Source organism: Actinosynnema sp. NPDC059797, from assembly GCF_042732085.1.
Classification (GTDB): Bacteria; Actinomycetota; Actinomycetes; order Mycobacteriales; family Pseudonocardiaceae; genus Actinosynnema.
This window is the reverse complement of record NZ_JBHWIE010000058.1, coordinates 23,087-33,821: the sequence shown is the minus strand read 5'-3', so window position 1 is coordinate 33,821 and position 10,735 is coordinate 23,087. Positions and strand designations below refer to the sequence as shown.

The following is a 10,735-nucleotide window of genomic DNA, read 5'->3' as shown; positions in this document are numbered from 1 at the left end:
TAAGGTCCCACCGGGATGTCGTTGAGTTACTTGTCGGGGGCGGCGTTTGTCGTGGGCGGGCGTTTGTTGGGGGGGGGGGGGTTGTGTGGCGCGTTCGGGGTCAGCGGGAGAGGGCCACCAGGCGGGAGATGGCGCGCAGGTACTTCTTGCGGTAGCCGCCGGCCAGCATCTCGGCGGTGAAGAGGTCCGAGAGGGGGGCGCCGGAGACGGCGACCGGGATGTCGCGGTCGTAGAGGCGGTCGCCCAGGGCGACCAGGCGCAGGGCCACCGACTGGTCGGGGGCCGGGTGGACGCCGCTGAGGTGGACCGCGGTGACGCCGTCGACCAGCCGGCCGTAGCCGGCCGGGTGGAGCCGGGCCAGGGCGCGGCAGAGGTCGGTGAAGTCGTCGAGGGTGCTGCCGGGCGTGCTCTCGGCCTTGGCGCGCAGGTCCTCGTCGGTCATCGGCGGCGGGGCGTCCGGCAGGCCGCGGTGGCGGTAGTCGGGGCCGTCGACCCGGACGACCCCGAACCGGGCCGACATCGACTGGATCTCGCGGAGGAAGTCGGCGGCGGCGAAGCGTCCCTCCCCCAGCTTGTCCGGCAGCGTGTTGGACGTCGCCGCGACCGAGACGCCCGCCGCGGTCAGCTCCTTGACCAGGCGGGTGACCAGCATGGTGTCGCCGGGGTCGTCCAGCTCGAACTCGTCGATGGCGAGCAGGCGGTGCCCGGACAGCCGCCGCACGGTCTCGGCGAAGCCCAGCGCGCCGACCAGGTTGGTCAGCTCCACGAACGTGCCGTAGGACTTCGGCCCCGGCACGGCGTGCCAGATCGAGGCCAGCAGGTGGGTCTTGCCGACGCCGAAGCCGCCGTCCAGGTAGAGGCCCGGCTTGCCGTCGACCCGGGGCGAGCGCTTGAACAGCGAGTCCAGCCAGCCCTTGCGGCCGCCCTCGGAGACCCGCTCGGCGAACCCCCGGCACGCCGCCACGGCCTCCGCCTGGCTCGGCTCGTCGGGGTTGGGCACGTAGGTGTCGAAGCGGACCCCGTCGAACCTCGGCGGCGGGACCATCGCCGCGACCAGCTCGTCCGCCTCGACGTGCGGGGTTCGGTCGGACAGGCGCGTGGCGGACATGCCCGAAGCCTAATGGCGTGCTGGGATGTGGTCGTGCGGATGTTGTGGCCACCACGTGCCGGCGGGTTCCCCGACGAGGTCGACGAGATCACCGACGAGGAGCTGGAACGGCTCTACGACTACCCGGACGGGCTCGACCGGCCCTGGGTGCAGGTGAACTTCGTGTCCAGCGTGGACGGTGCGGTGGCGGTGGGCGGCCGGTCCGCCGGGCTGGGCAACGCCGCGGACAAGAAGGTCTTCGGGCTCGGCCGCGACCTGTGCGACGTGGTCCTGGTCGGGCACGGCACGGCGGCGGCGGAGGGCTACCAGGGGGTCAAGGTGGGCGAGGTCCGCGCCGAGCGGAGGGCCCGGCTGGGGCTGGCGCCCGTGCCGCCGATCGCCGTGGTGACCGCGCGGTGCTCGGTCGAGCCCACCTCCCCGCTGCTGAACGGCACGCTGGTCCCGCCGATCGTCATCACGACGGCCGCGGCGCCCGAGGGCAGGCGGCGGGCGCTGGTCGAGGCGGGCGCGGACGTGGTGGTGGCCGGTGATGGCGAGGTGGACCTCCGCGCGGCGCTGGCGGCGCTGGACGAGCGCGGGCTGCGGCGGGTCGACTGCGAGGGCGGGCCCGCGCTGTTCGGCTCGCTGGTCGCGGACGACCTGGTGGACGTGCTGTGCGTGACGGTCTCGCCGCTGCTGGTGGCCGGGGGCGCGGGTCGGATCGCGACCGGCCCGGAGGTGCCCCGGCGCCTGGAGCTGGCGTCGGTGCTGCACGCCGACGGCGCCCTGCTGCTGCGGTACCGCCGGGCGGGCGCGTGACACCGGAGCCCGACGAGCCCGACGCCGCACCCGGGGGCGGCGCGGGCGGTTGGCCCGAGGAAGAAGAGGAGGACCGGTCGCTGCTCGCGGCGGCCGTGGGCGGCGACCCGGCGGCCTTCGACGAGCTGGTCCGCCGGCACACCGGGCGCATGTACCGGGTGGCGCTGCGGGTCGTGGCCGACCCGGTCGAGGCCGAGGACGTGGTGCAGGACGCGTGGATCTCGGCGTGGCGGGCGCTGCCGCGGTTCCGGGGTGACGCGGCCGCGTCGACGTGGCTGTACCGGGTGGTGACCAACGCCGCGCTGGCCCACCTGCGCCGGTCGCGGCCGACCGTGCCGCTGGAGGCCGCGCCGGAGCCCCGGGCGGACGGCGGGCCCGAGGTGTCCGTGCTGCGCAACGAGGTCACCGACGTGGTGCTGCGCGCGGTCGCGGCCCTGGAGCCCACGCAGCGGGTGCCGCTGGTGCTGCGCGAGCTGGAGGGGCTGAGCTACGAGGAGGTGGCCGAGGTGCTGGGCATCCCGGTGCCGGCCTTGCGCTCGCGGCTGCACCGGGCGAGGGTGGCGCTCATGGGGAAGCTGGGGGACCCGCGGTGAGCGCGCTCCCGTGCGGTCGCGCCGAGGCCGACCTGGTGCGCCTGGTCACCGAGGGCGACGACGAGCTGGCCGAGCACGCGGCCGGGTGCCCGTTCTGCGCCGTCGAGGCGGACGCCCTGCGCGAGCGGTGGCGGCTGGTGCGCCGGGCCGCCGTGACGCCGGTGCCGACGCCGCCCGGCCTGGTGGACCGGGTGCTGGGCGCGGTGCGCGGCGGGCCGCCGGTGGTGCTGGACCAGGAGGGCGGTCGGCTGACCGTGTCCGGGCAGGTGGTGCTCGCGGTGTCTCGGCGGCTCGCCGCCGACCTCGCGGGGGGCTTCGACCTGCGGGTGCGCGGCGCGGCGGTGGAGGACGGCAGGCTCCAGGTGCTGGTGGCCGCCCGGTACGGCACGGCCGCGGTGGAGGCGGCGGACGCGCTGCGGGCGCGGCTGGCCGGGGAGCTGGCGACGCGACTGGGTCCGGCGGCGCCCGTGGTGGACGTCCACCTCATTGACATAGAGTGACCTGCATCACATTGCCGACATGATCCGGTGACGGTCCGCATCCGAACGTGCGCACAACGACACGGAAGGGACCGCCATGTCTCAGAGCACCGCCAAGCCGGAGGGCAACGTCCCCGCCCGCCTGGCCGACGACACCTCGCAGGGCAGGACCACCATCGCGTCGTCGGTCGTGCAGAAGGTCGCGGGCATCGCGGCGCGGGAGATCTCCGGCGTGCACGCCCTCGGCGGCGGCGTGTCCCGCGCGTTCGGCGCGCTGCGCGAGCGCATCCCCGGCGCGGGCGTCGCGAACACCGCGGGCGTCGCGGTCGAGGTCGGCGAGAAGCAGGCCGCGATCGACCTGGACATCGTGGTCGAGTACGGCGCGGGCATCGTCGACCTGGCGCGGGCCGTGCGGCGCAACGTGATCACCGCGGTCGAGCGGATCACCGGCCTGGAGGTCATCGAGGTCAACATCGCGGTCAACGACATCCACCTGCCCGAGGACGACAACGACGACCGGGCCCCCGCCCAGGGCCGGGTCGAGTGACGGACGTGTCCGAGGACGTGGAGGCGGCGGTGCTCGCGCACCCGGCCGTCGTGCGGCTCGACGACGCCTTCACCTCCTACCTGCCGGGGCGGCGCGTGGTCGGCGTCCGGGTGGCGGAGCGCGTGGGCGTCGCGGTGGTGCTGCGGCTCGGGCGGCCGATCCCCGACGTGGTCGCCGAGCTGCGGGCGCGGGTCGGCGCGGTGGCCGGGCCCGTGCCGGTGGACATCGTGGTGGCCGACCTGGTGGACGCGTGAGGCGCCGGAGCGCGGAGTTCCGCGCGTTCGTGCGGGCCAACCACCCGGACGTGGGAGGCGACCCCGAGGCGTTCGCCCTCGGCCTGGCGGCGTTGCGCGAGGAGCTGGACGAGCGCTGGGACGCGCCGGTGGTGGTGGAGCGCCGGCCGTGGTGGCGCCGACTGCGCCGGAAGCCCCGGCGGGACCTGACCTAGGAGGGCTTGATGAGCGCGACGCAGATCGGGTTGCTGGCGGGCCTGGTGCTGGGCCTGGCCGCGACGAGCGGGTTCACCGCCTTCCTGGTGACCCTGGCGGTGGGGGTGATCGGGCTGGTCACGGGCCGCGTGCTGGACGGGCGGCTCGACCTGGGCGACCTGCTCGGGCGGGGGCGCGACCGGTGAACGGCACCCTCGAGATCCACCCGTCCGTGGTGCGGAAGGTGGCCGCGCACGCGGTGGGCCTGGTGCCCGGCGCGACACCGTCGGCGGTGAAGGTGGACGGCGCGGAGGACGACGTGGCCGTGGCGGTCCGGGTGGCGCTGCCCTGGCCCGCGCCGGTCCGGGAGGCGGTGGCCGAGGTGCGGCGCAGCGTCGAGGAGGAGGTCCGGCGGATCACCGGCTACCGCGTCCGGTCGGTGGCGGTGGTGGTGGCGGAGCTGCGGGCGCGGGCGAGGTGACGGCGCGGGTGGTGCTGCGAGGGCTGCTGCGGGTGCTGTCGACGCTGCTGGGGCCGGCGCTGGCCGCCGCCGGGCTGCTGCTGGTGGCAGAGGTGCTGTGGCGGTGGTCCGGGCGCGGCGCGCTGACCGACGTGTCGGTGGCGGGCTGGGCGTGGACCGACCGGCCGGTGGCGCTGGTCGGCGCGGCGGTGGCGGCCGGCGGGCTGGTGCTGCTGGTCCTGGCGTCGGCGGCGCGGAACCCGGAGGTGCCGCTGGACGCGCCGGCCGACGACGTGCGGGTGGTGACCACGCCGTCGTCGCTGGCCAGGCTGGTCGGGCAGCGGGTGCGGGCCGAGGAGGGCGTGTCCGGCGCGTCGGTGACGGCGTCGCGCCGCCGGGTGCGGGTGCGCGCCACGAGCCGCGTCCACGACGAGGCGTCGCTGCGGCCCCGGCTGCTGGAGGCGGCGCGGTCGGCGGTCGAGGACCTGCCGCTGCCGGTCCGGCCGAAGGTGTCGGTGGTGGTCCTCTCTCCCAAGGACCGGCCCGGGGCGGCCCGGTGAACCGCGCCAACCGCACCGAGCGGGTCATGGCGACGGTGGTCGGGCTGCTCGCGCTGCTCGCGGGCGCGGGCGCGCTCGCCCTGCACTACTGGCGGGTCGACCGGCCGGTGCTGGACCCGGCCGTGCTCGACTGGGTCGGCCGCCACCCGGCGCCGACGCGGGCCGGCCTGGTCGTGCTGGGGCTGCTCGCGGCGTTCCTGGGCCTGCGCTGGGCGTGGCGGGCGGCGCGGCCCGAGGCCCACCCCGACCTGGTGGTCGACGAGCGGCTGGTGATCACGGCCAAGGCGCTGGCGGCGGCGGTGCGGGCGGACGCCGAGCAGGTCGGCGGGGTGGCCGGGGCGAAGGTGTGGGTCGTCGGCACGCCCGCCCTGCGGTTGCGGCTGACGCTGCGGCGCGGCGCGGACGTCCGCGCGGTGTGGCGGGAGCTGGACGACCGGGTGCTGGCGCGGGCCCGCCGGGCGCTGGGCGTGACCTCGCTGCCCGCCGCCGTGCGCCTGGAGCTGGGCGGCAAGGAGGGCGAACGCGTGCGCTGAGGCGGCCGGGCGGGCAGGATGGCCGGCGTGGCGCTCCCGCTGAACCCTCCCCTGCAACCCATGCTGGCCACCGCCGTCGACGCCATCCCCACCGGCGGCGACCTGCTGTTCGAGCCCAAGTGGGACGGCTACCGGTGCGTGGTGTTCCGCGACGGCGACGAGGTGGTCCTCCAGTCGCGCAGCGGCAAGCCGCTCAACCGCTACTTCCCGGAGGCGGAGGCCGCGCTGCGGCGCACCCTGCCGCCGCGGGTCGTGGTGGACGGCGAGCTGGTCGTGGCCAAGGGCGACCGGCTGGACTTCGACGCGCTGACCGACCGCATCCACCCGGCGGCGAGCCGCATCGCGCTGCTGTCCGAGCAGCACCCCGCGAGCTTCGTGGCGTTCGACCTGCTCGCGCTGGGCGACCGGGTGCTGCTGGACGAGCCGTGCGCGGAGCGGCGCGCGGAGCTGGAGGCCCTGGTCACGCCCGGCGACTCGCTCTACCTGACGCCCTCCACCGCGGACGCGGCGGTCGCCGGGCAGTGGTTCGAGCTGTTCGAGGGCGCGGGCCTGGACGGGGTGGTCGGCAAGCCCGCCGCCGCGCCGTACTCGCCCGGCAAGCGCACCATGATCAAGGTCAAGCACGCCCGCACCGCCGAGTGCGTGGTCGCGGGCCTGCGCTGGCACAAGGACACCGAGCCGGGCACCGCGGTCGGCTCGCTGCTGCTGGGCCTGCACGACGACCGCGGCGTGCTGCACCACGTGGGCGTGGTCGGGTCGTTCAAGGCCGCCGAGCGGCGGGCGCTGGCCGCCGAGCTGGCCGCCCTGGTCACCGACGGCGACCACCCGTGGCTGGTCGAGCCGGACGGCCGCCGGCTGCCCGGCGAGGTCAACCGGTGGCGCGGCAAGCAGGCGGAGTGGGTGCCGCTGCGGCCCGAGCGGGTGCTGGAGATCTCCTACGCGCAGACCGAGGGCGCCGCGCCCGCCCGGCTGCGGCACAACGGCCAGTTCCGGCGGTGGCGGCCCGACCGGGAGCCCTCGTCGTGCCGCTACGACCAGCTCGACCAACCCGCCCGTTACGACGTGGAGTCGGTCCTGCGCGGAGAGGTGCGACCCGCGTAGTCTCCCGGTCGTGGTGGGGGACGTGGACGCGCTCATCGGTGAACTGGACGAGCGGATGCGGCGGGACTGCCGCCGGCTGATGCTGTGGCGGAACGTGCACCGCACGACCGGCATGGTTTACACGGTCGTGACGATCCTGGTGCCCGCCGTGCTCGCGGTCGGCTTCACCTCGTCGGAGACCGCGCTGGGCAAGGTGCTGCTGCTCGCGGCGGCCGTGGTGGGCGGGCTGAACGTGACGTTCAAGCCCTACCTGCACAGCCGCCGGCGGCGCAGCGACGTCAACACCATGCGCCTGCTGCACGACGAGTTCCGGGCCGAGGTCGCGGCGGGCGGCGACCGGCTCGCGCTCTACCGGAAGTACTCCGCCGCCTACGCCGCCGAGTTCGAGCAGCGCGGCGGCGAGCTGCTCGACGGCAAGCTGGGCGCGGAGGAGCCCAAGGAGCCCCAGGAGGGGAAGCCCGCCTCGGGGCAGGGCTGAAACCCCCCGCTACGCCTCCGGCCGGGCCGTCCGCGTCGCCCCGATGGACGCCAGCACCACGCAGAACACCGCCGCCCACTGCGCGGGGTGCAGCGCCTCGTGCAGCACCACCAGCCCGGCCAGCGCGGCGACCGCGGGTTCCAGGCTCATCAGGATGCCGAACACGCGCGGCGGGATGCTGCGCAGCGCCTCCAGCTCCAGCGAGTACGGGACCACCGACGACAGCAGCGCCACCGCCGCGCCCGCCACCAGCACCACCGGGTCGAGCAGCGCCGTGCCCGCCTCGGCCACGCCGAACGGCAGCGCCAGCGCCGCGCCGAACACCATCGCCAGCGCCAGGCCCTTGCCGTCGGAGGTGCGGCTGCCCAGCGCCGCGCCCAGCAGGATGTACCCGGCCCAGCAGGCGCCCGCGGCCAGCGCGAACAGCACGCCGGCCGGGTCCAGGCCACCGTCCACCCTGGTCAGCAGCAGCACGCCGCCCGCCGCGAGCAGCGCCCACAGGCCGTCCAGCCAGCGGCGCGAGCCGAACACGGCCACCGCCAGCGGGCCCAGGAACTCCAGGGTGACCGCCGCGCCCAGCGGGATGTGCTTGATCGCCTGGTAGAAGCACAGGTTCATGCCGCCGAGCACCAGGCCGAACGAGCCGATGACCAGCCACGTCCGCTTGTCCAGCCGCAGCGACGGCCGCCACACCACCAGCAGCACCAGCGCGGCCAGCACGAGCCGCAGCGTGACCGTGCCCATGGCACCCGCCAGGGTGAACAGCTGCTTGGCCACGGCCGCGCCGATCTGGACGCTGACCACGCCGAGCAGCACCAGCGCGGGCGGCGGGATAGCGCCGAACACCCTGGCCGCGAAGCCGGCCGGTCCCGAGCGGGGGTAACTGCGTTCGGGGGTGTCCCCGACGTGCGCCATGACCACGTCGCCCATCCTCGCAGCCCGCTCACCGGGGCCTCACCTGAATTGTGTGAGGCTTTGCCCACGCTGTTGGGAGAGAGCGAGGACCTGCTGTGCCGCGTCGGCGTCACGTCGCCCTGATCCTGGTGGGACTGACCGCGCTGGCCGCGTGCAGCGCGGGGCCGTCGACCCGCCCGGTGATCGCCGTGCGCGGCGACGGCGGGGAGACGCCGCCGGTCGTGGTGCCCGCCGGCCCGCGCGAGGTCCCGCCGCTGGCGAACCACGACCGCGACGCCCAGTCCTGGTCCTCGTGCACCGAGTCGACCCGGGAGAGGATGGGCGGCACCGCGCCGGCGGGCGGGCAGGAGTACGAGTGCGCCCGGCTGACCGTGCGGCTGGACCTGCCGAGCAGGCCCGGCCGCGGCAGCCTGACGCTGGCGCTGCTGCGCGTGGGCACCGGCGGCAGCCCGCTGGTGGTGGTCGGCGACGCCGAGGGCGAGCCGGGCACGCTGAAGGCGGCGCGGCTGGCGGCGTCGCTGCCCGCGGAGGTGCTGAGCACCTACACCCTGATCGGCGTGGACCGGCGGGGCACGGGCCGCTCGGACGGCGTGCAGTGCGTGCCGGACTCGTCGCGGGAGGCCATCGTGGAGGCCGACCCGGGCGAGTCGGGTTCCGAGGACCTCCAGGACGCCCTGACCAGGGCGAGCCAGGAGTGCGTGATCGACCTGGAGAACCGGCTGCCCGCGGTCGACTCCTGGCGCGCGTCGTCCGACCTGGAGCAGTTGCGCGAGGCGCTGGGCGTGCCGCACCTCAACGCCATCGGCGTCGGCGAGGGCTCGAAGGTGCTCACGCTGTACGCGAGCCGGTACCCGGACCGCATCGGCCGGCTGGTGTTCGACGGCGCGCCGGACCCGACGCTGGACGCGCAGGGCGTGGCCGAGGCGCGGGCGGTGGCGGCCGGGGAGGCGTTCGCCGCGTTCGGGCGGGACTGCGCGCTGCGCGGGTGCCCGCTGGGCGCGGACGCGGAGGACCGGTTCGCGGCGCTGCTGGAGTCGCTGCGGGACGAGCCGCTGCGCGGCGCCGACGTCGACGTGACCCCGGGCACGGCCACGGCGGCGGTGCTGGCGGGGTTGGCGGACCGGTCGCGCTGGCCGGCGCTGGCGGACGCGCTGGTCGCGGCGGAGGGCGGGGACGGGAGCGCGCTGAGCGCCTTCGTCGAACCGCTGCTGCTCGACCACGATGACAGCCCGCCGTGGCTGGACGCCGGGATCATCACCGCGTGCAACGACACCACGACCCGGATCCCGCCGGAGCGGGTGAACAGCCTGGCGGAGGACTGGCGGGGCAAGCACCCGCTGTTCGGGGCCTACTTCGCGCGCAAGCTGCTGACCTGCGGTCCGTTCCCGGTGCCGCAGAAGGTGGACGTGCCGAAGCTGACGGGCGCGCCGCCGGTGCTGGTCCTGACCACGGCCGCCGACCCGGTGACGCCGGCGGCGGGGGCCGAGCGGGCGGCCCAGGCGCTGCCGGCGGGGATCGTGGTCGGGTGGCAGGGCAGCGGGCACGGCGCCCTGGGCCAGTCGGCCTGCGCGACGGCGGCGGCCCGGGAGTTCCTGGTCAACGCCGTGGTGCCGACCTCGGGGACGGTCTGCCCGCCCTGATGGCGGGACGGTGGTCCCTGGCATCGAGGCGGTGGCTCCTTGTCACCAAGGCGGCGTTCCCGCGCCCGAGCCCCGGTCGCCGAGCGGCCGGGGCAGAGCGGTCCGCGAGCCGGCTAACAGCTCGAACAGCACCCGCAGCCCGGACCCGTGCACCCGGTGCAGCAGCTGCACCCGCCGAGCCCGGCCTGCTCCGGAGTCGTGACCTCCACCATGGCGACCTCCCGTGATCGGGCGGATGTTCCGCGACCGAAGGTATGTCCGCCTCGCGGTCCGCTCTACCGCTGGGCGTGGGAAGTCCCCTCACCCGATCGCGGAACGCCGACCAGCGACTCGTCGCACTGCGTGTCCGCCTCCCGTCAGCCGGTCAGCCGGTCAGCCGGTCAGGTCGTCCAGCGCCCGCTGGGCCGCCTCCAGTTCCGCGCGCAACTGCTCGACGCGCGCGAGGTGCCGTTCCCGCGCGGCCGTGAGCACGCTCTCCACCGCCTCGTCCACCTCGGGCGGCAGCAGCTTCGCCGCCTGCGCCACCGCCGACGCCGCCACCGGCGCCGCCTTCAGCGTCCGCTTCGAGCCCCACTGCACGTCCACCGTCCACTCGCCCTCGGCGGTGGACACCAGCGTCACCGTCACCTCGGCGGGCTTGGCCTTGCGCGCGCCCGTCGGCTTCGCGGCGGGCGCGGGCCTCGTCGGGGCGGGCGCCGGCGCGGGCTTCGGCTTGGCGGGCGGCGGCGCGGGCGTGTAGATGTGCTCGACCGGCGGCGCGGACGCCGGCTCCGGTTCCTTCGGCGCGGCGGGCGCGGCGGGCGCGGCGGGCGCGCGCTTGCGCGGCGCGGGCTTCTCCACGGTCAGCTCGCCGGGCGAGAACGACAGGTCGTCCTTGTCCCCCGTCGGCCGCACCTGGATGAAGTCGCCCTCCTCGGGCTCGGTGAACGCCATCACCTTCCCCGACCGGCCCGCCTCCACGCCGACCGCCGCGGAGGTGAACCAGACCGCGGGCGGCCGGCCCGCGGCCAACTCCGCGCGCAAGTGCTCGATGTCCTCGGGGGACAAGGAGTTCGGCTTCGCCTTCGCCATCTCGGCCACCTCCACGACTCGCAC

The 10,735-nt window shown here is 76.0% G+C and carries 16 protein-coding genes; 13 read left to right on the top strand and 3 right to left on the bottom strand.

Annotated features, from left to right (window positions below; translation table 11 throughout):
* Window positions 1-100 precede the first annotated feature (100 nt).
* A complete protein-coding gene (gene zapE / locus ACFV4N_RS17060) occupies window positions 101-1,108 on the bottom strand; it encodes a cell division protein ZapE (protein ID WP_499673484.1) in 1,008 nt (335 codons plus the stop codon).
* Window positions 1,109-1,147: 39 nt separating this feature from the next.
* Between zapE and ACFV4N_RS17055 the strand changes: the two genes are divergently transcribed.
* From ACFV4N_RS17055 to ACFV4N_RS17000, 12 genes are all read left to right on the top strand, one after another.
* Complete coding sequence (locus ACFV4N_RS17055) at window positions 1,148-1,906, top strand: pyrimidine reductase family protein (protein ID WP_499673486.1); 759 nt, start codon at window positions 1,148-1,150, stop codon at window positions 1,904-1,906.
* 80 nt (window positions 1,907-1,986) lie between these two features.
* The gene (locus ACFV4N_RS17050) at window positions 1,987-2,499 is read left to right on the top strand and encodes a sigma-70 family RNA polymerase sigma factor (protein ID WP_499673485.1); all 513 of its coding nucleotides are present in this window, start codon (window positions 1,987-1,989) and stop codon (window positions 2,497-2,499) included.
* Entirely contained in the window at window positions 2,496-2,999 is a 504-nt protein-coding gene (locus ACFV4N_RS17045; protein WP_499673483.1) for an anti-sigma factor, read from the top strand. The genes ACFV4N_RS17050 and ACFV4N_RS17045 overlap by 4 nt, the downstream gene beginning before the upstream one ends.
* A 76-nt stretch (window positions 3,000-3,075) precedes the next feature.
* Window positions 3,076-3,525 carry an Asp23/Gls24 family envelope stress response protein gene (locus ACFV4N_RS17040; RefSeq protein WP_499673482.1) on the top strand — a complete coding sequence of 150 codons (450 nt, stop codon included), beginning with the start codon at window positions 3,076-3,078 and terminating at the stop codon, window positions 3,523-3,525.
* Window positions 3,526-3,530: 5 nt separating this feature from the next.
* Entirely contained in the window at window positions 3,531-3,779 is a 249-nt protein-coding gene (locus ACFV4N_RS17035) for a hypothetical protein (protein WP_499673481.1), read from the top strand.
* On the top strand, window positions 3,776-3,973 hold the full coding sequence (locus ACFV4N_RS17030; protein ID WP_499673480.1) for a hypothetical protein: 198 nt from the start codon (window positions 3,776-3,778) through the stop codon (window positions 3,971-3,973). The genes ACFV4N_RS17035 and ACFV4N_RS17030 overlap by 4 nt, the downstream gene beginning before the upstream one ends.
* 9 nt (window positions 3,974-3,982) lie before the next feature.
* Window positions 3,983-4,159, top strand: coding sequence for a hypothetical protein (locus ACFV4N_RS17025; RefSeq protein WP_499673479.1), 177 nt, complete (start codon window positions 3,983-3,985; stop codon window positions 4,157-4,159).
* Window positions 4,156-4,434, top strand: coding sequence for an Asp23/Gls24 family envelope stress response protein (locus ACFV4N_RS17020; RefSeq protein ID WP_499673478.1), 279 nt, complete (start codon window positions 4,156-4,158; stop codon window positions 4,432-4,434). Before ACFV4N_RS17025 ends, ACFV4N_RS17020 begins: the two co-directional genes overlap by 4 nt.
* 8 nt (window positions 4,435-4,442) lie before the next feature.
* Window positions 4,443-4,973 (top strand): DUF6286 domain-containing protein, encoded by a 531-nt coding sequence (locus tag ACFV4N_RS17015; RefSeq protein ID WP_499673477.1) that lies wholly within the window; start codon window positions 4,443-4,445, stop codon window positions 4,971-4,973.
* Window positions 4,970-5,506, top strand: coding sequence for an alkaline shock response membrane anchor protein AmaP (locus tag ACFV4N_RS17010; RefSeq protein ID WP_499673476.1), 537 nt, complete (start codon window positions 4,970-4,972; stop codon window positions 5,504-5,506). Before ACFV4N_RS17015 ends, ACFV4N_RS17010 begins: the two co-directional genes overlap by 4 nt.
* 27 nt (window positions 5,507-5,533) lie before the next feature.
* Window positions 5,534-6,607: an ATP-dependent DNA ligase gene (locus ACFV4N_RS17005; protein WP_499673475.1), complete on the top strand. Its 1,074-nt coding sequence runs from the start codon at window positions 5,534-5,536 to the stop codon at window positions 6,605-6,607.
* 10 nt (window positions 6,608-6,617) lie between these two features.
* Window positions 6,618-7,085: a hypothetical protein gene (locus tag ACFV4N_RS17000; protein ID WP_499673474.1), complete on the top strand. Its 468-nt coding sequence runs from the start codon at window positions 6,618-6,620 to the stop codon at window positions 7,083-7,085.
* A 9-nt stretch (window positions 7,086-7,094) separates the two neighbouring features.
* On the opposite strand, the gene ACFV4N_RS16995 is transcribed toward ACFV4N_RS17000, so the two are convergent.
* Complete coding sequence (locus tag ACFV4N_RS16995) at window positions 7,095-8,015, bottom strand: EamA family transporter (RefSeq protein ID WP_499673473.1); 921 nt, start codon at window positions 8,013-8,015, stop codon at window positions 7,095-7,097.
* Between the two features lie 80 nt (window positions 8,016-8,095).
* Here ACFV4N_RS16995 and ACFV4N_RS16990 point away from each other — a divergent pair, with 80 nt between their 5' ends.
* A complete protein-coding gene (locus ACFV4N_RS16990) occupies window positions 8,096-9,640 on the top strand; it encodes an alpha/beta hydrolase (RefSeq protein WP_499673472.1) in 1,545 nt (514 codons plus the stop codon).
* Window positions 9,641-10,012: 372 nt separating this feature from the next.
* On the opposite strand, the gene ACFV4N_RS16985 is transcribed toward ACFV4N_RS16990, so the two are convergent.
* Window positions 10,013-10,711, bottom strand: a complete 699-nt coding sequence (locus ACFV4N_RS16985) for a DUF6319 family protein (protein WP_499673471.1) — start codon at window positions 10,709-10,711, stop codon at window positions 10,013-10,015.
* Window positions 10,712-10,735 lie beyond the last annotated feature (24 nt).